The 19,455-nt window shown below is 63.0% G+C and carries 20 protein-coding genes and 1 pseudogene; 6 read left to right on the top strand and 15 right to left on the bottom strand.

Going from position 1 to position 19,455, the window contains the following annotated elements; translation table 11 throughout:
* Positions 1–150: 150 nt before the first annotated feature.
* Both CWS35_RS37280 and CWS35_RS37275 read right to left on the bottom strand, forming a co-directional pair.
* Positions 151–450, bottom strand: a complete 300-nt coding sequence (locus CWS35_RS37280; RefSeq protein ID WP_100957037.1) for a heavy-metal-associated domain-containing protein — start codon at positions 448–450, stop codon at positions 151–153.
* 15 nt (positions 451–465) lie between these two features.
* The gene (locus tag CWS35_RS37275) at positions 466–873 is read right to left on the bottom strand and encodes a mercuric transporter MerT family protein (protein ID WP_371682889.1); all 408 of its coding nucleotides are present in this window, start codon (positions 871–873) and stop codon (positions 466–468) included.
* Positions 874–1,009: 136 nt separating this feature from the next.
* On the opposite strand from CWS35_RS37275, the gene CWS35_RS37270 reads away from it, so the two are divergent.
* A complete protein-coding gene (locus tag CWS35_RS37270; RefSeq protein ID WP_100957033.1) occupies positions 1,010–1,492 on the top strand; it encodes a helix-turn-helix domain-containing protein in 483 nt (160 codons plus the stop codon).
* A 286-nt stretch (positions 1,493–1,778) separates the two neighbouring features.
* On the opposite strand, the gene CWS35_RS37265 is transcribed toward CWS35_RS37270, so the two are convergent.
* Positions 1,779–2,727 (bottom strand): IS630 family transposase gene (locus CWS35_RS37265; protein ID WP_100957021.1). Its coding sequence is split into 2 segments (ribosomal slippage): positions 1,779–2,390 and positions 2,392–2,727, totalling 948 coding nucleotides; the frame shifts between segments, so codons are not numbered across the junction.
* Between the two features lie 108 nt (positions 2,728–2,835).
* On the opposite strand from CWS35_RS37265, the pseudogene CWS35_RS40755 reads away from it, so the two are divergent.
* Positions 2,836–2,886 (top strand): annotated as a pseudogene (locus tag CWS35_RS40755) (hypothetical protein); the annotation flags it as partial.
* Between the two features lie 119 nt (positions 2,887–3,005).
* Here CWS35_RS40755 and CWS35_RS37255 read toward each other — a convergent pair.
* The 4 genes from CWS35_RS37255 to CWS35_RS37240 form a co-directional block, all read right to left on the bottom strand.
* Positions 3,006–3,194, bottom strand: coding sequence for a hypothetical protein (locus tag CWS35_RS37255; protein ID WP_100957031.1), 189 nt, complete (start codon positions 3,192–3,194; stop codon positions 3,006–3,008).
* A 195-nt stretch (positions 3,195–3,389) separates the two neighbouring features.
* On the bottom strand, positions 3,390–4,292 hold the full coding sequence (locus CWS35_RS37250; RefSeq protein ID WP_100957029.1) for a hypothetical protein: 903 nt from the start codon (positions 4,290–4,292) through the stop codon (positions 3,390–3,392).
* A gap of 19 nt (positions 4,293–4,311) precedes the next feature.
* Positions 4,312–4,815 carry a type II toxin-antitoxin system YhaV family toxin gene (locus CWS35_RS37245; protein WP_100957027.1) on the bottom strand — a complete coding sequence of 168 codons (504 nt, stop codon included), beginning with the start codon at positions 4,813–4,815 and terminating at the stop codon, positions 4,312–4,314.
* Entirely contained in the window at positions 4,812–5,153 is a 342-nt protein-coding gene (locus CWS35_RS37240) for a type II toxin-antitoxin system PrlF family antitoxin (RefSeq protein WP_100957025.1), read from the bottom strand. Before CWS35_RS37240 ends, CWS35_RS37245 begins: the two co-directional genes overlap by 4 nt.
* A gap of 161 nt (positions 5,154–5,314) precedes the next feature.
* Here CWS35_RS37240 and CWS35_RS37235 point away from each other — a divergent pair, with 161 nt between their 5' ends.
* Complete coding sequence (locus CWS35_RS37235) at positions 5,315–7,033, top strand: ATP-dependent endonuclease (RefSeq protein WP_100957023.1); 1,719 nt, start codon at positions 5,315–5,317, stop codon at positions 7,031–7,033.
* 119 nt (positions 7,034–7,152) lie between these two features.
* Here CWS35_RS37235 and CWS35_RS37230 read toward each other — a convergent pair.
* A protein-coding gene (locus tag CWS35_RS37230; protein WP_100957021.1) for an IS630 family transposase occupies positions 7,153–8,101 on the bottom strand; the annotation gives its coding sequence in 2 pieces (ribosomal slippage) (positions 7,153–7,764 and positions 7,766–8,101; 948 coding nt in all).
* Between the two features lie 153 nt (positions 8,102–8,254).
* Between CWS35_RS37230 and CWS35_RS37225 the strand changes: the two genes are divergently transcribed.
* Positions 8,255–9,487 (top strand): UvrD-helicase domain-containing protein, encoded by a 1,233-nt coding sequence (locus tag CWS35_RS37225; protein ID WP_371682886.1) that lies wholly within the window; start codon positions 8,255–8,257, stop codon positions 9,485–9,487.
* A gap of 5 nt (positions 9,488–9,492) precedes the next feature.
* Here CWS35_RS37225 and CWS35_RS37220 read toward each other — a convergent pair whose 3' ends face one another.
* A complete protein-coding gene (locus CWS35_RS37220; RefSeq protein ID WP_245439171.1) occupies positions 9,493–12,780 on the bottom strand; it encodes an exodeoxyribonuclease V subunit beta in 3,288 nt (1,095 codons plus the stop codon).
* The gene (locus tag CWS35_RS37215; protein WP_157817359.1) at positions 12,777–13,277 is read right to left on the bottom strand and encodes a PD-(D/E)XK nuclease family protein; all 501 of its coding nucleotides are present in this window, start codon (positions 13,275–13,277) and stop codon (positions 12,777–12,779) included. Before CWS35_RS37215 ends, CWS35_RS37220 begins: the two co-directional genes overlap by 4 nt.
* A gap of 1,886 nt (positions 13,278–15,163) precedes the next feature.
* On the opposite strand from CWS35_RS37215, the gene CWS35_RS39345 reads away from it, so the two are divergent.
* The gene (locus tag CWS35_RS39345; RefSeq protein WP_157817358.1) at positions 15,164–15,574 is read left to right on the top strand and encodes a hypothetical protein; all 411 of its coding nucleotides are present in this window, start codon (positions 15,164–15,166) and stop codon (positions 15,572–15,574) included.
* Positions 15,575–15,599: 25 nt separating this feature from the next.
* On the opposite strand, the gene CWS35_RS40295 is transcribed toward CWS35_RS39345, so the two are convergent.
* Positions 15,600–15,779, bottom strand: coding sequence for a hypothetical protein (locus tag CWS35_RS40295; RefSeq protein WP_100957014.1), 180 nt, complete (start codon positions 15,777–15,779; stop codon positions 15,600–15,602).
* Between the two features lie 113 nt (positions 15,780–15,892).
* Here CWS35_RS40295 and CWS35_RS40290 point away from each other — a divergent pair, with 113 nt between their 5' ends.
* The gene (locus tag CWS35_RS40290; protein ID WP_157817357.1) at positions 15,893–16,264 is read left to right on the top strand and encodes a hypothetical protein; all 372 of its coding nucleotides are present in this window, start codon (positions 15,893–15,895) and stop codon (positions 16,262–16,264) included.
* 111 nt (positions 16,265–16,375) lie between these two features.
* On the opposite strand, the gene CWS35_RS40285 is transcribed toward CWS35_RS40290, so the two are convergent.
* The 4 genes from CWS35_RS40285 to CWS35_RS40270 form a co-directional block, all read right to left on the bottom strand.
* Positions 16,376–17,431, bottom strand: a complete 1,056-nt coding sequence (locus CWS35_RS40285; protein WP_157817356.1) for a S8 family serine peptidase — start codon at positions 17,429–17,431, stop codon at positions 16,376–16,378.
* A gap of 506 nt (positions 17,432–17,937) precedes the next feature.
* Positions 17,938–18,495, bottom strand: coding sequence for an AAA family ATPase (locus CWS35_RS40280; RefSeq protein WP_245439189.1), 558 nt, complete (start codon positions 18,493–18,495; stop codon positions 17,938–17,940).
* Positions 18,468–18,908 carry a hypothetical protein gene (locus CWS35_RS40275; RefSeq protein ID WP_245439173.1) on the bottom strand — a complete coding sequence of 147 codons (441 nt, stop codon included), beginning with the start codon at positions 18,906–18,908 and terminating at the stop codon, positions 18,468–18,470. Before CWS35_RS40275 ends, CWS35_RS40280 begins: the two co-directional genes overlap by 28 nt.
* Before the next feature lie 93 nt (positions 18,909–19,001).
* Entirely contained in the window at positions 19,002–19,148 is a 147-nt protein-coding gene (locus tag CWS35_RS40270) for a helix-turn-helix domain-containing protein (RefSeq protein WP_245439194.1), read from the bottom strand.
* Positions 19,149–19,455: the final 307 nt, after the last annotated feature.

Genomic DNA, 19,455 nt, shown 5'->3' with positions numbered 1-19,455 from the left:
CGATTCCGACATAGCCCGTCGCGGCAAGCGACGCCGAAATGCCGGCGGTCGCGAGACTTGCGATCAGGATGGGCGCCCCACAGCAGGTTACCGCCAAAACGGCCCCAATAATTCCAAGAGCAAATGGCCTGACGCCTTGCCCGTCCGCGTTCATGACTTCAGATCGGCGGGATAGCCATGATCGGTTGTCGCCTTGATCATGGCGTTCGGGGACGTGAGAGCATTGTCGAACAGCACCGTCGCCGTGACGTCATCCATGCCGTCGGCCTGGCTTACCTGAACCGATTTCACGCCGGTCACGTGTTCCAGAGTGCTTTTGACGATGGGACCACAAAGGACGCACCCCGCGTGATGGACGGCGAGGGTGACCGTCGATTCGGCCGCGACGGCGAGCGAGGGCGCAGCGAACAAGCCGATGGTCAGGACGGCGGATGCAAGGCGATGAAACATGGCGATCTCCTGGGTTCAGAATGCGATGGCGCGGATGAGGTAGGGGAAGCCGAGCGCGACAATGACGAGCCCGGTCGCGGCCCAAAGACCGATCTTGGCCAATCTGTCGGACTTCGGATCGGCGCAATAAGACCCCGGGACGCATGCAGCTTTCGGTTTGGCGTAGACCCGATAAGCGCCGTAACCGATGAAGCCCAGCGCGACGAGGGCGAAGAGCGGTTGATACGGCTCCAGCGCAGTCAGATTGCCGATCCAGGCGCCGCTGACGCCCAGCGTGAAAAGGGCGAATGGTATGACGCAGCACGATGCGGCGCCGAGCGCTGCCAGGATGCCGCCCGCCGCGAGGAGCCGCGAGGCGCCGCCCTTGGTTCGGTCATTCGCCTGCAGCGCCGCAGCGCCCAATTGATTCCGCGTCGTCGTCATGACCTCGTTTGGCAGCGCTGTTGCCTCGTCTCGCACCGTCATTGAACACGCTCCCGAAATCGATCTATGGTGACCCTAAGGCCTGTAGGGACTACAGGGTCAAGCGAGAACTTCTCACGGATTTGTGAGGCCAAAAATGAAGCAAACCGAAGACTTTTCGATCGGGGCATTGTCAGAGCGCAGCGAAGTGAACATCGAGACAATCCGCTACTACGAGAAGATCGGCATCATGCCGGCGCCGGCTCGCAGCGCCGCCGGCTACCGCATCTACGGGGTCGAGCATGTCAGGCGGCTGCATTTCGTTCGTCGGGGTCGAGAACTTGGCTTCAGCCTCGACGAATTGCGTAACCTGCTCCGCCTGGTTGACGGGCACGCCTTCACCTGTGCGGAGGTCAACGCGCTGACCGTCGAACATCTCAGGGATATCCGTCGGAAGATCGTCGACCTGCAGCGGTTGGAGCGGGCGATGTCGGACATGGCGGCGCAATGCAAGGGCGATCAGGTTCCGGAGTGCCCGATCATCGATGCCCTTTTCGAGATGAGGTCTGTCGCCGGCGGCGCGCGTCCCGCCCGAGCTCGGCGCAGGGCCGAAGTGACGAAAGTCGCGCGTCCAGCGTGAGCGCGACAACGTCGCGGGCGATCGAAGTCTCGACACCCATAAGCTGTTGCCCATTCCTCCCAATTGATCCGCCGATATCCACGGCGCGCTCCAATTTCCCGCTTGATTGCATCAGAGCGCAGTCGCTCGCTTGCTCGCATGGTGGCGATCAAGCCACTGGCCATGCGGCTCAGCCCGGCCGGAGTGAATCGGTCCAAATGACACCGCAAGGTGTCATCCGTCGGAAAGGAAAAAGATTCCAAAAGTTTCATCAACGAAGGACACTTGACATCTGACCTAGAGCGTTTCACATTTTGACTGAAGCATAACCCGCGTTAGCGAAGTAGTTGGCGCATTCGCGAGGCTGGATGTCCTGGACGAGCTGACCGATGTGGCGCCAGGTGTCCTCGATGGTGCGCTTCTGAGCTTGCCGCATCCAGTGTTTGATCTTGGAGAAGGCCTGCTCGATCGGGTTGAGGTCGGGCGAGTATGGCGGCAGGTACCAGAGCCTGGCGCCAGCAGCCTGGATCATCTGCCTGACAGCTTTCGACTTGTGGCTTCCGAGATTGTCGAGAATGACGATGTCGCCTTCGCGCAGGGTTGGCAGGAGAAGGTGCTTCACATAAGCGCAGAAGCATTCGCCGTTGATCGGGCCGTCGAAGACGCAGGGTGCCGTGAGTTGGTCATGGCGGAGCGCGCCGAGGAATGTGAGGGTACGCCAGTGACCGTGCGGGGCGAAGCCGCGCAGGCGTGCCCCTTTGGGGCCCCAGCCTCGCAAAGGGGCCATGTTGGTCTTGATCCAGGTCTCATCGATGAAGACGAGGCGGCCCGGATCGAGCCCGGCCTGCCAGGATCGCCAACGCTGACGCCTACGAGAGACGTCGGCGCGAGCCTGTTCGAGAGCGAACAGTGTTTTTTTTGAACCGCAGCCCTTCCCGGCGCAGGAACAGCCAGACCGCGTTGTGTGAGACCTTGACCCCACGGGCTGCCAGTTCCGCCTTCAGACCATGCAGCGTCAGGTGAGGCGTCTGAGTGATCCGCTCGACGATGAAGGCGCGGTGCGGATCAAGCACAGGCTTGCGGTGACCGCCCATCTTGCCAGGCACAACCGAGCCGGTCGCCCGCTGCCGCTGTGACCACTTCACAACCGATGAGACCGCAACGCCAAACCGTTCCGCCACAGACCGGCAGCTCTCGCCCGCCAGAACCGACGCCACCACACGTTCGCGAAGATCAAGGGAAAGAGGTCGGGTCATGCGATGCTGGCCTCCAATCCAGTCAGCATCTTGAATCACAAACCGCCCAAAACCGGAATCCCCTCCGATTCAATTAAGCAATGAAACGCTCTAAGCAATCCATTCGTCATCGGCCGCGACGGCACGCGCGCCGAGGTCATCGCAAAATATCGCGCTTGGATCGCTGCGCAACCTGCGCTGATGAATGCGCTCGAGCAACTGCGCGGGCGCGATCTCATTTCTGCGCGCCGCTCGCATGCCACGGCGACGTGCTGGTCGAACTCGCCAACAGGCGCTGATCACGCGCCTGTTTGGTCCAATGTTGCCAGACGCTCGGGCATGTCGAGTAGCTTCATCGCCGCGGCGGTGATGGCCTCGGTGATCGTCGGATAGGTTTCTTCCGAGCTAACCGAGAGCCCGTCTGGGAATGTCACGGTCGCCTGGTAACCATTACCGCGTGGCGTTGCTGAAAGCTGGATCGTAGACATGTCGCTGCGACTCCCTGCCAGATCACACTGTCGTCAGCCCGACCGGCTGGTCTGTTGCGATCGTCTCTCCTGCCTTACCTCCGGCAAGCTGCATATCATCTTTTCACGGTTTCGCCGCGCGCTATCGACGTATGGCCTCTCGCCTGTTCAACCATAGGAAAAGGTGGGCGTTCAGACCGTCGCGGGGTGACCCCGCTAGGCGTGGGTTAGATCAAATTCACCTGGAGCGTCTGGCACCGGCACCGCGAACCATTCATCTTCATCGACACCAAACAGTCCGTGCGATACCGGCACCGTCGCCAGCGGGTTATGGACTACGTGCATGGTCAGAGGCTTTCCATGGCGCCGATCGGTGGCGCAACCAAATACAGCTGACACACCGGCGTAAGCCGGATCGAGGAACGGCGTCGTCGGAATTGCAGTGTTGTTGTGATTTACAATGGAAAATCGCAATGAAAGGGAGGCGCCTTCGATTCTTCTGGTCTCGCGGTTGATCAAGTACTGCAACGGACCCACGGGAAAAACACTTTCGACGCCAAAGGGCATCTGCGTGATTCCACGCGCACCGGGCGTCCATCCCAGCTGGCAGCCGTTGATCGCAATGATGTAGGCATCCGTTGGCAGCACGATTCCCTTTTTCAGATACGTTTGGAGCTTGCTGACCTTCGCGTCAAAGGCAGTCGTCCAGCGCAACAAGATTTGTTCGTGAGGAAACGTACCGACCTTCGCCTCGCCTGGCTTCGGCTCTTCGAGCCAATCGGCGGGAAGGTTTTTCGGCTCAGGGCAGACGGCCTCGATCCATATCCTCACGCCGCCATGTTCAAGGCGCAAATCCGGGCCATCGCCAACGCAGGTCAGTTCGTGACCTTGGTCGTGGAGGTGCTGCGCAAGCAGAAGCTCCCATGTGCGTTGAGCCAGGCTTGCCGGCTTGCCGTTGGTGAACTCCGCGACAAAATCCTCGTTGGGAAGGCCAAGGCGCGCGTAGGTTTCCCACAGCCCCGTGAGTTCAGCGAGCGAGGGCGCCCGGCTTTTGAAATGCTGCGCGAGAAAGGCGCGAACACGCGCGTCAAACCGAGCGAGCTTTGTTGGTACGATCATCGCGTATCGCTTTCTTGGATTACCGCTCGCGCGTCGCACGCGCGATCCGACGTCTCGCGCCGGCGTCTGATGCAGCGGCGAGAAGCTCCTTCCACGTATCTGGCGGATTCTCGCGATTCAGCATGTTCCGAAACACGGCATAGGCGTCGCTGCCGCTCTCGTAGGCGCGCAGCGTCGAGTCATCGTTGACCCAAGCGAGCACGATGATTTTAGCGTCTCCTGATTGTTGGTAGCGAAAGAACAGCCGGAACTGCTGCAGGAATTTGGCGCGGAACCAGTGCTTGTAGTCGTCGCCGAGCGTGCCGCCCTGGCGATAGACGTCGCGGGTCGGGTCACCTGGGATATCTTCGAACGCCACTTTCAAGACGGCCGCGAGGAGCTTTGCGGCGCGTTTCTTCTTATATCCCGTTGGGTCTTTCTTGCGCGCCTTCTCGACCGCCGCGATCATCGCCTCTAGCTGGTCGAGAAAAAGCGGATGCGCATAGATCGCCCAACCGTTGACCTCGAAGGTATCGTCGCTCACGCATCATCTTCCGGCAGCGCCGCGTCGAGATCGACTTTGACGCCCTTGGCGAGATCCTTGCCGCGCGCGACCAGCGACTTCGGCACTGGCCGAATTCGCGCCGGCTCGTTCGCCATGTCGTGCGCCAGGAAGGCGAGGAACCTGCCGATCACCGGATCGCCGTCGTTGGCGCTCGATTGCTTCTTCGCGATCACGACGGTGCCGTCCGCGAGCCCGCGAAACACGACCTGATCGCGTTTGCCGAGAGCCAGCATTCTGCGAATGGCGGCGGGCACGGTCGTCTGGCCGCGCTCAGTGATGGTCGCGGGGATTTCGAGGATTTCAGCGGTCTTGGCCATAACCCGCTCCTTGCATCGTTACAGCATCCCATGTAATGCATTTGCATTGTAAGTCAAGTTCAGCCATGTCGCCCGCGCTGATACGAGGGTTTCGACTGGGAGTCGCTGATTTCCACCCACTCGGTGGACACTCCCAGTGGCGAACGAGCGGGGGAAGCAGGATGGCGTTGGTCCGTGTGCTTGAGATCGAAAACTTTCGGGCGGTCAAGAGCCTTCGCTGGCTGCCTAGTCCAGGGGTAAATTGCCTGATTGGGCCCGGGGACAGCGGCAAGTCCACCATCCTTGATGCCATCGACCTTTGCCTCGGCGCACGGCGGTCGCTCTCCTTCACCGACGCCGACTTCCACGCTCTCGATTTCGGTCACCCCATCCGCATTGCACTGACTCTCGGCGCCTTGGACGATCCTCTGAAGAACATCGACTCCTACGGCGACTTCCTCGTGGGCTTCAATTCAGCTACCGGGGTGGTGGAACCGGAGCCCGGCTCCGGCCTCGAAACCACGCTGACTCTGCAGCTCACCGTCCAGGACGACCTCGAGCCGGAGTGGACGCTCGTCTCGCCCCGCGCGCAGGCTGCAGGTCGGACCCGCAACCTCAACTGGGCTGATCGCACGCGCGTCGCGCCCGCTAGGCTTGGCGTCACCGGCGACACCCATCTGACTTGGCGACGCGGATCCGTGCTGACCAAACTCACCGATGGCAAGACCGACGCATCAAAGGAGCTGACGCGGGCGGCGCGTGAGATGCGCGACGCCTTCGACCAAAAAGATCTCAAGGAACTCGCGGAGCCGCTCAAGCTGGTCAAGGCGGCTGCCGGAGACATGGGGGTGCCCGTGGGCGCCGCCGTCCAGGCGCTCATCGATGCCGGCTCGGTCACCTTCACGGGCGGGACCATCTCACTCCATGACGAGGAAGGGGTGCCGCTCCGCGCCCTTGGCCTCGGTTCGTCGCGCCTGCTGATCGCGGCGTTGCAGCGGAAGGCGGCCGAGAAGGTCACCACGTTTCTCATCGACGAACTCGAATACGGGCTCGAGCCGCATCGCATCATTCGCCTGCTTGGTGCTTTGGGCGCAAAGGAAGAAGTACCGCCGCTGCAGGTTTTCGCGACGAGCCATTCGCCGATCGCCGTCGCCGAGTTGAACGCACACCAGCTTCACATCGTCCGCAGGAACGGCGGGCAGCATACAGTCAGACGCGCGAGCGACGCCGGGGACGTACAGGGCACCATCCGCGCCCACGCCCACGCCTTACTCGCGTCGTCCATTGTGGTGTGCGAGGGCGGCAGCGAAATCGGTCTAATGCGTGGTCTGGACCAGCACTTCACCGCGAGCGGCGAGACGTCGCTGTCGGCATGTGGCGCGACTTTGGTCAATGGCAACGGCGATGAGACCTTCAGCCGCGCGACCGCTTTGCAATCCCTCGGCTACTGGATAGCCATCCTGAGAGACAGTGACAAGCCCGCTCCAACAGCGGCAGAAGCGGCTTTTATTGCGGGCGGTGGCAAGGTGTTCGCATGGGGCGGCGGGCGAGCGCTCGAACAGGAATTGTTCGCCGCACTGCCGGACGGTCCTGTGAGCGAACTGCTCGAGCTCGCTATCGAGACGAAGGATCGCGCCTTGATCGAAGCGCATATCAGGACAATCTCCAATGGCGCGAACACGCTCGGCGATCTGGAGACCGAGGCGTTGATAGACGGTCTGGCCCCCGACAGTCGCACCCTCCTCGGAAACGCGGCAGCCCGCTTTGGATGGTTGAAGACCATTAGCACGATGGAAACGGCGGGCCGGACGATCGTCGGCCCCGCCTACGGCGAGGCTGATGCCAGCCTCACCAGCGTCATCGACGGCCTTCGGGACTGGGTCGAAGATGGCAGCCGTTGAAATCGACCTGCGCTCGATAAACCGCGGGCTGGTGATAGCGCCTGCGGGCTGCGGCAAGACCCAGCTCATCACCGATGCTCTCACGCGGCACGACGGCTCGAAACCCATCTTAGAGCGTTTCACATTTTGACTGAAGCATAACCCGCGTTAGCGAAGTAGTTGGCGCATTCGCGAGGCTGGATGTCCTGGACGAGCTGACCGATGTGGCGCCAGGTGTCCTCGATGGTGCGCTTCTGAGCTTGCCGCATCCAGTGTTTGATCTTGGAGAAGGCCTGCTCGATCGGGTTGAGGTCGGGCGAGTATGGCGGCAGGTACCAGAGCCTGGCGCCAGCAGCCTGGATCATCTGCCTGACAGCTTTCGACTTGTGGCTTCCGAGATTGTCGAGAATGACGATGTCGCCTTCGCGCAGGGTTGGCAGGAGAAGGTGCTTCACATAAGCGCAGAAGCATTCGCCGTTGATCGGGCCGTCGAAGACGCAGGGTGCCGTGAGTTGGTCATGGCGGAGCGCGCCGAGGAATGTGAGGGTACGCCAGTGACCGTGCGGGGCGAAGCCGCGCAGGCGTGCCCCTTTGGGGCCCCAGCCTCGCAAAGGGGCCATGTTGGTCTTGATCCAGGTCTCATCGATGAAGACGAGGCGGCCCGGATCGAGCCCGGCCTGCCAGGATCGCCAACGCTGACGCCTACGAGAGACGTCGGCGCGAGCCTGTTCGAGAGCGAACAGTGTTTTTTTTGAACCGCAGCCCTTCCCGGCGCAGGAACAGCCAGACCGCGTTGTGTGAGACCTTGACCCCACGGGCTGCCAGTTCCGCCTTCAGACCATGCAGCGTCAGGTGAGGCGTCTGAGTGATCCGCTCGACGATGAAGGCGCGGTGCGGATCAAGCACAGGCTTGCGGTGACCGCCCATCTTGCCAGGCACAACCGAGCCGGTCGCCCGCTGCCGCTGTGACCACTTCACAACCGATGAGACCGCAACGCCAAACCGTTCCGCCACAGACCGGCAGCTCTCGCCCGCCAGAACCGACGCCACCACACGTTCGCGAAGATCAAGGGAAAGAGGTCGGGTCATGCGATGCTGGCCTCCAATCCAGTCAGCATCTTGAATCACAAACCGCCCAAAACCGGAATCCCCTCCGATTCAATTAAGCAATGAAACGCTCTAGTGCTGACACACACCAACGCCGGGGTCGCCGCGCTCCGAGGCCGCCTGGAAAGGGCGGGCGTGAAGCCGAGTGTTTACCGCGCCACGACACTCGACGGCTTCGCGATCAGGCTGATTTCTACGTTTCCGCAACGCGCGGGACACGATCCGCGAATCGTAACTGGCGCCCGGCCGAACTACGAAGCCATCCGTGACACGGCAGCGCGCCTGGTTGCCGCCGGGCACCTTCATGACGTTCTCGCCGCCAATTTCCGATGCTTATTTGTCGATGAGTACCAGGACTGTTCGATCCGCCAGCACGCCCTTGTAACCTGGTTGGCTCAAAGTCTACCCACCGCCATCGTCGGAGATCCGTTTCAGTCTATCTTTGGATTCGGCGCCGACCCGTTGGCAGATTGGCAGGCGGACGTGGTGTCGTTTTTCCCGATTGTCGGAGAACTTGTGACTCCGTGGAGATGGAACAACGCAGGGGCGCACGATTTAGGTAAGTGGTTGCTGTCGATACGACCTGACCTAGCGGCAGGCAGGCCGATCGACCTTCGGACAGCACCTGGCAGTGTCCGGTGGATTCAACTCGATGGTCGCCAGGACGATGCGCTGCGGCAAGCGGCAGCCGCGGTGGACGCGCCGGGCGAGACGAAGGTTTTGATCATCGGTGACAGCACGGACCCTCGCGGACAGCGTCGTTTCGCCCGCCAAGTCGCGGGAGCCGTGACGGTCGAGGCTGTGGACCTGCGCGATCTTACGGATTTTGGCGGTACGCTCGACCTCGCGAAACCCGAAGCGCTCTCCGTCGTGGCCGATTTTGCAGAGAACTTGATGAGCGCCTTTTCCGCAGACGACCTCGTGCGGTCGGTTGCGGCAGCTCATGCTGGTAAACTCGGACGGGCCCTTTCCGGTATCGAGGAAACGGCCGTGAGGTTTGAAGCGTCGCGGTCGTTTGCAGAGGTCTCGGATCTTCTCACCGCCATCAACCGCGCGGGTGGGGTTCGGTGCTACCGTCCCGCCGTGCTGGCAGCAGCCCAGCGGGCTCTGCAACTTGCAGCCTCTCCCGGCGGACCCTCGTTCCGAGAGGCGACGGTGACGATCCGAGAACAATCTCGGCTCATCGGCCGGCCCCTCGCCAGGCGTTCCGTCGGAAGCACCCTGCTCCTGAAAGGTCTCGAAGCCGACATCTCGGTTGTTCTCAATGCCGGCGCTCTCAACGCGCGCAATCTCTACGTCGCGATGACCCGTGGGTCGCGCGGGGTTTTGGTTTGCTCGCCCTCGCCGATTCTCAATCCGCCCTGGTGAGCGCGCTAGGTAGGTTCAATCCAGGACACTTGCGCTGCGGACATGTAGACGATAGCGCCCCGCTCGGCGCCTGTGACGCGGATATAGTCGCGCAGCTGCGCCGCATGCGCACTGTGTGCCGCCGCCGTGGGGTTCACGTCCGACTTCCAGTCGATGACGAGCGCAATGCGCTCTCCCTCGACGACCGCCGCGTCTGCGCGTCCGACGAGGTAGTGCGGCGGGTTTGCCGCCCAGAGCGGGATTTCAGGAATTAGTTGTCCGAGAAAGGGTGCGAGTTCAGGAAGAGCCAAAGTGCGCAGGGCCGTCTCCGCCATTTCGAGCGCGTCGGGGCCCCCTTCATCCCTCTCGTCGTGCACGTTCGATTGTAGCTGCGCGAGTAGCTCGGTCGCGCGTGCTGCCGCATGGTCTCGGAACGAGCCAAGCTCGCCAGTCAGGAGCTCTTCCATAAGCTTGTGCAAGATCGTACCGCGCAGCGCCCCGGCACCATCTATTTCCGGCAGCGCATGAGACGCGTCGTCGACAACGAACGCGTCCACAATCTCGGCGCTGCGATCCGCGTCGCGTTCGCTCGGACGATCCCATATGATCGACGGCGAAGCACCGGCCAGTCTCTCGCCTTCGGCCGCAAATATGGTCTCAGACTGATCATTGGCGACGGGCTGCACAGCGCTCGGGACGGGCTCAGGCAACATGTCAGGTTGGATCTCGGGAAGTTCCTTTTGCCCGAGATTCATCACTCTCGACCATGAGCGTGAGGGTGCGCCCGGCAGTTCGGGGATCACCAGCAGATCGCAGGCGCGCGTCGTCGCGACATACCAAAGCCTTTCCCGCTGCCGTGCCTCGCGAAACTCCTCCTCTTCGCGGGCTGCCGCAAGTGCGGGCGGCTCGATGCCCCCGACGACCCAGTGGATCGTATCGTCGGATTGCCGATAGACAAACTGGTCCTGAGGCTTGAAGCGGGTTGAAGAATTCACCGTGATGACGACGGGCCATTCCAGACCCTTGGCGCTGTGCATCGTGACGATCTCCACCGAATCCTCGGACGCATCGACCCTTCCTTCTGGATGCCGGCGCTTGCTCTGCCATCCGCGTTGGAGATCGAGCGCGAGGGCGCGCAGGCCAGCAACATTGTAGGGCCTGGCGAGTTCGACGATGGCGTCAAGGTTCGCGAGCGCGCGCGCGTTCCGCTGGCCGTGCCGTGCCGCCATAATCACTCGCAAGTTCAAGCGCTCTATCGCGAAGGCGACGAGCTGCATCGGCGTGAGTTCCGCGGCAAGGCGGTGAAGTGCCTGAAGCTTTACCAGGATGTCTCTTGCCAGGGGATGACTTACCTCGTCCGACGGCGTCCGTAGCTGGAAGCGCCGACGACCGTCCTGGTCGGGAGAAAGCGCCGCCGTGATATCGAGAAGGTCTTCGTCACGCAGCCCGACAACCGGGCCTCGCATGAGAGCGCCGAAAGCCAACGTGTCCAGCGGATCCGCGATCGCGCGGATCAGGACGAGAATGTCCTGAAGCTCCTGGCGCCGGAACAGCGCGTGACCTGCCTGGGACGCCACCGCGATGCGCCGTCCTTCGAGGGCGCGTTCATAGCGCCAGAGGTCCGTGTGTGTAGGCGCGAGCAACGCAATGTCGCCTGCGCGCAAATATCGCTCTATCCCATCCGGCCCGCAGATTGGCAGGGCACCAATCAAGCGCGCGCACAGCTCTGCGACGGCGGACGCTTCCGCTTCGCGCTGTTCCTCGGCGTTCGCGTCCCGCGGAACGTCGATTGTCAGTTTCGCGGCCGCGGCGAAAGGTAGTGGCGGCAGTTCAAGGGTCGGAGCGAGCGGCACGAATCCCGGCTGTCCTGTCTTCTCGAGAACATCTTGGAACACGCGATTGACGTGCGCGATAATCTCCGGGCGGGACCTGAAATTCGCGGTGACCGCTAGCAGGCAGCCATTCTTGGCCTTTGCAATGACGGACTTGGCGAGCGCGTAGGACTCAACGTCAGCGCCGCGAAAGCGATAGATCGCCTGTTTGGGATCACCGACCAGGAACAGCGCTCCGGGCCGCAAAACGGCGCTGCTCCAAGTCTCGGGCTGCGACAGCGCGGCTATACAAAATACGATTTCGGCCTGCACGGGGTCGGTGTCCTGGAATTCATCGACCAGCAGATACGCGTACCGGCCAGCGAGCCAGGCGCGAATATCAGCATTTTCGCAGATCAGCGCTCGCGCCTGTCGCAGCAAGTCATCAAAGTCGAGGACGGCCGCCTCGCGCTTGCGCCGATCGTAGGCGTCGATCACTCCGCTTAGGTGCGCAGCTAGTTCATGTACGAGGCTTTGCGCAATGGCGCCGATCAGTGTCCGGTAAGCCGTCTGTACCGTTTCGAAGTGTTCGGTTGCTTCCTGTCCGCGACGGCGCCCGTCCGCTTCTCCGAGCGCCTGTCTCCAGAAGCGCGTCCTGTCGTAGGGCAGCAGGTCGATGCTTTTCTGTCGCATCATGCTTATGCGCGGTGGCTGAGTCAGTCGCCAGAGCACGGAGAATTCGGCCTTCGCGTGATCGCCGTCGAAGAACGCAACAAGGCGGTCGAGATCTGCGATGAGATCAGCTGTCCACGTTTCTCCGGGTCCCGCGGCGTGCCAGCGAGAAAACGCCGTAACGGCGTCCGCGAAAGTGCGGTCCGGCCGTGTTGAGAAATCCGGGGCTGGCACGGTCGCGCTGCGATGCTTTCGCCGAAGGTCGGCAAGCTCACGGATCCGCTCAACCACGCCCAGTGGATCGTCCTTCGCAAGAACAGCAACCGGACCGTCCTGCTCGTCACCACGCGCCAGCATCTCCTTGAGCCAAGCCGCAAGCACTTCATCAAAGAGGGCATCGGCAATGGTCTCGTCGACCACGCGTGAACCAGGGTCAAGCGCCGCGTCGATCCCGTGCGAACGAAGGATGGCTTGGCAAAAGCCGTGAATCGTCGTTGCCGTTATCTCCCCGATGCGTGGGGTGGCCGAAGCGAGCTGCGCACGCATCGCTTCGCCTAAGGGCAGCGAGAGAACCCCCGAGAGCGCGGGAGGCAGCCGGCCATTGCGGAGCTCGTCGATGGTCCAGCGTATACGCGCCTCGAGCTCACTCGCCGCCGGCTCGGTGAAGGTGATCGCGGCGATCTTTGCAGGATCAATTCCCGTCGCGATCATCATTGCGACGCGGGCGGCCATCAACGACGTCTTGCCGGTGCCAGCCGCGGCCTCAACCAGCATGTTGGATTTGAAATCAGTAAGTGCCCGCCGGCGGGCGTCGAAGTCGGGCACGCTCACTGGCTGCTCCAAAGCTTGTCGAGCGCACCGTTTGCCTGAGCAAACGAACGACGCTTCACACGGCGATACGAGTCCAGGTCCGCCGGCAGGGCAACGGAGAGCGAGTCGAAGAATGCCGGCGCCGATCCAGGCGCGATCTCGCCACTGCGTTGCAGGCGAGCGCCCGCGTCGGTGAACCCAACCGCCTGCTCAATGGCCTTCTCAAGCTCCTCGTTTGTCAGGCTTAGGGTGCGCGCGGGGTCGTGCTTGAGGTACGTCAACTGCGAGCTCACGCTCCGGAGCTCTGGAAGCAGGGACCGCACCGCAAGGGCGTAGAAGACGCGCTGAAGTTCAGCGCCGCGATCGAACGCGATCGGTTTTTTTCGCTCAGGCGCTGTCCCGACCTTGTAGTCAGTGATGATCGCAGCGCCACGCCCCGCATCCTCGTCGAGTCGATCAATCCTTCCCGGAAGGAAACGCCGGTCTGCCCGATCGGGACGGGTGCGAGTGTGGTCCACGGGTGAGGCGCGTCGCTTGGCTCGCCGAAGGAAAGCTCTGTCCAGGTCACGCCGCGCTGTTCGCCCAGAGCTTCTGTGAGGCCTCGCAGCGCACGCTCGTGGGCCATCGCTATTGTATGGCCCCAAAGAAGGCCGGGTGGAACGGCCCTAATGATCGGCCACGCGTCGGCGAGACGCGCCGCCTCTCGGTCCAGAGCGATCCCGATCTCGTCGGCGTTTCGAGGCAAACCGTCGCGCAGCACGCCTCCGATGAGGGAGTGGACGAGTTCGCCAAACGCGCGATGGTCGAGCGCGAGCGGCTGAGGGTCGAGGTTTGGCTGGCGCCAGTGAAGCGCGTATTCCCAGACGAACCCCAGCGGATCGCACAGAAGCCGATGGAGAGACGTCGTGGATTGAATTTCCGCGAGGGCGTCGACGATAAGCGGATGGTCGGGACGGATCCGCCCGTCGTGCGCGGTGAGCTGCTCGCTTTCCCACCAGGCCCGCCAGCAGGCCCGACTTGCGCGCACTTGCGGGTCCTTCCCGGCATCGGTCGGGCGGGCATAGAGACGATCGCTCTCGCTGAAGGCATGCGCGGGGATTGCGCTACGCCCGACGACGCGCTCCTTATCCCTCCGCCACAAGGTACTGGCTGCTTGCAGAGAGCCCGTCGCACTCCTGTAAGCGCGTGAAAGCGTATAACTCTGAGATTGATCGATGATGATGTCATGCATCGCCTGGTCGTTTTGGCCCGCTTCCGCAGACGGAAGTCTGATGTGTCCCAGCAGGTGCTGCGGCAAGATCGGGTTTTCGCTCGACCGTCTCGGCCACGCGTTTGCGTCAAGCCCAATGAGGCGTACATGCGCGCGAGGGGCTGCCGCTAGGTGACCTGCAGGTCCCCACGCGATCGAGTTTCCGGGTTCACGCCCGTCCGCAATGCGCAGCGCCTGCAACGAGAGCTCGATGGCCTGCGGGGGCGCCATACGCAACGCGTCGCGCCACAAAGTCATTGTAGGTCCCCTCAACAGACGGCGCCCGACCGCGTCGGCAGCCGCGATGCCGCAAGCCAAGTCATCCAGAATTGGCAACAGTGCGCGTTCCGCGAGATCGCCGTCTGTCCGCTCTCCCCGCGCCTGCTCGAGAGCGTGCCGCCAAAGTCCCGGGCTCGTCAGCGCGGCGCTCCGCCGCAACCCTTTGGTCCAGTCGCCGGGCAGGTTATCTTTGGCCGGACTGCGCGGCAGACGGGCAAACAGGAGCCTCACGCGGTCTTGCGACAGCCCGCGTAACAGGATGTCCGCGAGTGCAGCACAGGCCTGTCCTTCGCGGGTCGCTAGAGCCGGAATGCCGTGTGTGAAGTGCACGGGAAGCCCCGCCTCGCGCGAAAGAACCAGAAACGCGTCGTCCCACGCAGTTGGCGAAGCCGCCGAGATGGCGATCTCATTGGGAGAGGCTTTTCCGGCCGTCACAAGCGCGCGCGCCCAGCGCAACGCCTCTCTCACTTCACTTCGTGGATCGGCACAGAGATCAGCGGAGAGGAGCAACGCCGCCCCTGTGGGGTATGTCTCAATCTCTCCGGCGAACCAGGCGCGCCCGCTGTGTTGTGATCCAATCCATCGGACCGGCACCGCCTCGCAGAGGGCCTGCAAGAGCGGACGCCATACGGGTTTGACGCCGGGAACGCCTTGAATGGTGATCGCGCCGACTAACTTCGGGGCAAAGTGAAGTCTCTCCAGGGCTGCTCTTACCAGATCGGGTGGGGACAGCATGCCGGCCGGCAGCGCGCCTCGCACGCGGCGCTCGAGTAAAGTGAAGTCTCTGAGGCGAGCGTTGTCGGGCAACGAGCCTGGGGCCTCCACGTCCCACCAGTCTCGAAGCGCGGACAGCACAGCCGCCGGCATCCCCGGCAGTTGGCAAACCTTGTCGATATCCTCGTATCCGCCCGCCTCGAGCGCCTGCCTTATGGCCGGATACAAGATTTCCTGCGTCGCCGGTGCGATGAACCCACCCGCGAGCCGAGCCGCGAGAAGAGGGAGTGTCAGGATCTGACGGCCGATGGCTTGGTCGCGTGCGGCATTGAGGCGTCGCATTCGCAATGCCAAGGGTCCATCGACAACCTCAGTATGAACCAGCAATTAGCGCCCCCTCCCGTGCCGTGCGCTTCGCGCCTTATTGATCAGTATATTGGCGCCGTCTGGGATCGCGATGCCAAACGTATCGAGCAAAGTGTTCAAACGCGAAATCTCCTGATCGAAAACGTCAAACGGAATGACCTGATCGAGCGGGTGCATGGCAAGCGGCCGGACGAAGTGAAACTATAAATCCGCCACTAGAACAGGACGAACGCTAAGCCTGGACCCTGACCCGCTGCCGCACGCGCTCGTAGAGCTGCACTTCGGCCTTGTGAAGTAGTTCGACGACGACCGCGAATTGCTGACGATCGACATGCGTCGCCCAGCCGCTCTCGCAGCGCACCACGAGATAGTAGCTGTCGCCGTATTCTTCGACACCGCGTTTGAACGTCACGGTCGCGCGCTGGACCGTTCCTTTCTCACGTAGCTGTGGCCGGGAACGAGATTGCAATTGTATCGCGCTGCAAGTTCAGGGAACGGACCATCATCCTGCTCACGCTTGCGATAATGATCGAAGATCAGGTCCGGCTGACAGCCGCGAACCAGGCGAAAACTCATGCCGACCCCGGCATAGTCGGTGCGCGTATGACGCACCGGTGGGTCGAACGCCAGCGTCACGCGAATGCAGCGCTCGCCGTTTCCTGCCTGAAACGCTTCCGGGATCGGAATCCGATAGACGGCAAAATGATCGAGAGCGAGCTGATCCTCGGCATAGAGGGTGACGCGCGCGTCATCGGAGAACGCGGCGCGTTCCAGATCGACAAGACCGTGCCCGCAGACTGCGCGGATAGCGTCGCTGCCCAGCAGTTGAAGCCGCTCTTGTGCCGGCTGTGGGATTTCTGCGGATCCGACAATGAGCGCGCGGACGAGATTGGCTGAGGCCTGCGGGAAGCGTGTCAGGATCTGCGCGGCGCTGAAGGCGACCCGCGAGCGGCATAGGACGTGCCCGACCCGCGGTGAACAGGCGATCGAGAAAGCTGTGATAGAGGGTCAGAACGCCCGCGCTGCCGACATCCTCCCTCCCCGCAGCCGCGCGACCACTGGATCGAAGATCAGCGTACCGCCAATCTCCATGACGTCCGGCTTCGTGGCGCCGCCCGGACCCGGCCCGATCCGCGAGAACGGCGCCGGCTCATGCAGCCGCGTGATCGGGCGGACGCGGACATCGTCGGCGCGGTCGGGATCGAGACCCTCGCCATGCGCGAGTGCGCCGACGGTGATGACGTTCAGGGCGCCGGCCGGCTCGAAGAACCGGTTCGCGTCCTCCAGAAGATAGCGCGGATATTCGGTCACCGCCTGCTCAAGGCGATTGCCGCCGCGCGGACTGCGGTTTCCGGCCGAGACGACGATGACGACGTCGAGCTCGCGCGCCAATTCGTCGAGCGTGGCAGCCCATGTTCCGACCTTGCCGCCGTCGAACACCCGCCGGCGGTCGGCAAGCGCAATCACGAAGACGCGACAGCCGAAACGCTGATTCAGCGTCGTGATCGCTTCGCGCATCTGGGAAGGGACAAGACGACGATCGTCGAACTCGCCACGGTCATTCACGACCTTCGCCGCACAGATACGCCCCGCGTTGCAGGGCGCCGGCGTCGAGCTGCGCGCGCAGGTCGCCAACACCGCGACGCCGGCAACACGGGTCCCATGCCCCCAGACGTCGGCAGTGCCGAGGTCAGCAGGAACGGCAATCGCACCGGCGATGACATCGGCCAGGAACGGGTGATCGTTGACGCCGCTATCGATGATGCCGATGAGCGGCGCGTCATCGCCAAGCGCGTTCAGAGGCGGCGCGTCCGCCAGGACCATGTCGAGCGCCTCCGCCGTCGTCACGTCCGGCGCTGGCGGAAGGTCGATCGCCGCGATTTCCTCGATCGTCAGCAGCGTGCGCAGCAGTTCGCCTGTCAGGCGCGCGCGAAACATGCTGATCGAGGGGCCGACATAGCGATCAAAGACATCGCCACCTCGTGCCTCGACGTAGCGGATGACATCCTCAAGCTTGCGCTCGCGGAGGCGACGTTCGCCCAGATCCCAAAGCTCGATGTCCACCAGATAGGATGTCTGCGCGACAAAATCCTCGACATCAGCGAAACCTTCTTCCGCAAGCGTGGTCCGATCCGATCACGCGGCTCGACCGATCCAATGCTTTCGATCCCGGAGACGAAGTTGACGTAGGGGGCGTGCTTCTGGCCAGGGGGCGGGCCGCCCTGATAGGCGTCAAGCCGCGCGCGGAAATCCCGCATGTCTTCGCTCGATGCGAATAGCACGAGCGTGCGGTCCGCGTCGCTCGATAGAACCGTGAGCCCGAGCCGCTCCCACTCTTCCTCGAGCAGGGCGCCCGTCATCTGCACGCGCAGAATCAGGGATGGGTCGACAAATTCGGGCTTGCGCCGGCGTCTTTGTTCCTGGGTCGCGGTGTCGAGCTCCTCGCGCAGCTTCGTCGTGTGTTGGCCGCGATCGCGCGGTGGCGGCGGTCCGCCGCCGCCGTGCTTGCGCCGCTCGAATTGCTCGGGAGCCGGACGAGTTCGAGGTGATCGTATCGGGCCACGGCGCGCCTAGCTCGGCGACGCGAGGCGAGACTGTCCTGCCCGGCGGCGCGCCTCGTCCTCCAAGGCGCGATTGAAGTCGCGGGCCTGCACCTGCTTACGGCGATCGATGATCATCGTCTTGACCGCCTGGGTGCAGACGCGCTCGATCTCGGCGTAGGAATAGCCCTCCAGCGCGGCCGCATGCTGCAGCGGATCGAACGCGGTCGCGATGTTCTTGAACTTGAGCCGCAGGAAGCGGGCGATCATCGCGCGATCCGGCTTGTCGAACCAGACGACCTCGTCGAAGCGCCGCCAAACCGCCGGATCGAGGGATTGATCAAGGTTGGTCGCGGCGATCAGAAAGCCCTTCGGCTGAATATGATCGATGAACAACAGCAGGCTGTTGACGACACGGCGCAGCTCATTGTGCTCGCTCGAGTCATCGCGCGAGCGCGCCAGCGCGTCGAACTCGTCAAAGAACAGCACGCAGGGCTGTTTCCGGGCGAACTCGAAAATCTTGCGGACATTGCCAGCCGTCTCGCCCAGGTAGGACGAGATCAGCCTATCGAGCTTGACGAGGAACAGCGGCAGACCGAGCTCGGCTGCAAAAATCTCCGCGCACAGCGTCTTGCCGCATCCCGGCGGGCGCAGAACAGAAGCTTGGATCGGACCTTGAGGCCGTGACGCCGGATCTCGTCGGCGCGGCGAAACTCTTTGACGAGGCCGAGCAGCACCCGCACGTTCGTCGCCCCGAGCACGATATCATCGTGCGTGTGCTGCGGTTCAATCCGCTCGATGAAGTCGGCGGCTGCTTCGGGGAACGGAAGCAGGGGCGCAAGCGCCTTCGGACCGCTCGGCCGGCTTGGGCCGGCCTCAAGGGTCTTGCGCAGGCTGCGCGCCAACACGCGGTTGTTCTTCTTTTCCTCTTCGCCGATGATTTGCTCCGCTACGGCCCGGAACTCATCGTCCCGACCGTAGCTGGCCAGCAATTTTTTCATCAACTCCCCGCGGGCCATGGCTCTGCTTTACTTTCTCCTGTTGGGCGAATCATAACCGCAAATGCAGCGTTTCACGATGGGGTTACTGCCGATTTAAACAACGCAAATCACCATCGTCAGGCGACATCTAAAGCACCCCCACGCCCGATACCTGTCTCTGCCGGTCGCCTCCCGCAGACCGAGCTCCCCGACCAGGTCCTGGGCGGCGCGTGGCGTGATCCTCAGCTCCTGCGCGATCATGCCGGCCGAGACGATCGGCCGGGCCAACACATAGTCGATCAGCGCCGGCAGCCGGGAGTGGAGCGGCGGCCGGCGAGCTTGCGGGCCAGCAGGGTGCGGGCAGTCTGCCAACGGTCGTGATCCTTGAGACCGGCCTCGGCCGCGCCGCGATCGCCTCCAACTGAACGGCGAGGCGGAGGGCCGCGGTCGCGTGGCCGCCGCCGCTCGCGCGGGATCGCTTTGAGGCCGTCATGGAGGCAAGGCAGGTGCGAGCGGCGCCTTTCCCGCGCCCGCCGCAGCGCGGCGGCGAGCAGCCGGCCGAGCCATG

The sequence above is a fragment of the Bradyrhizobium sp. SK17 genome (genome assembly GCF_002831585.1).
Taxonomy (GTDB): Bacteria; Pseudomonadota; Alphaproteobacteria; order Rhizobiales; family Xanthobacteraceae; genus Bradyrhizobium.
The sequence above is the reverse complement of the archived record's forward strand: the minus strand, read 5'-3'. Positions and strand labels throughout refer to the sequence as shown.

Bases quoted from the DNA above. Each gene is read 5' to 3' on its own strand.
- CWS35_RS37235 (WP_100957023.1), top strand. From the start codon at position 5,315: ATGGCGTTGGTCCGTGTGCTTGAGATCGAAAACTTTCGGGCGGTCAAG.
- CWS35_RS37275 (WP_371682889.1), bottom strand. From the start codon at position 873: ATGACGACGACGCGGAATCAATTGGGCGCTGCGGCGCTGCAGGCGAAT.
- CWS35_RS40270 (WP_245439194.1), bottom strand. From the start codon at position 19,148: ATGATCGCGCAGGAGCTGAGGATCACGCCACGCGCCGCCCAGGACCTG.
- CWS35_RS37250 (WP_100957029.1), bottom strand. From the start codon at position 4,292: ATGATCGTACCAACAAAGCTCGCTCGGTTTGACGCGCGTGTTCGCGCC.
- CWS35_RS37280 (WP_100957037.1), bottom strand. From the start codon at position 450: ATGTTTCATCGCCTTGCATCCGCCGTCCTGACCATCGGCTTGTTCGCT.
- CWS35_RS40290 (WP_157817357.1), top strand. From the start codon at position 15,893: ATGATCGAAGATCAGGTCCGGCTGACAGCCGCGAACCAGGCGAAAACT.
- CWS35_RS37255 (WP_100957031.1), bottom strand. From the start codon at position 3,194: ATGTCTACGATCCAGCTTTCAGCAACGCCACGCGGTAATGGTTACCAG.
- CWS35_RS37270 (WP_100957033.1), top strand. From the start codon at position 1,010: ATGAAGCAAACCGAAGACTTTTCGATCGGGGCATTGTCAGAGCGCAGC.
- CWS35_RS40275 (WP_245439173.1), bottom strand. From the start codon at position 18,908: ATGAAAAAATTGCTGGCCAGCTACGGTCGGGACGATGAGTTCCGGGCC.
- CWS35_RS37240 (WP_100957025.1), bottom strand. From the start codon at position 5,153: ATGGCCAAGACCGCTGAAATCCTCGAAATCCCCGCGACCATCACTGAG.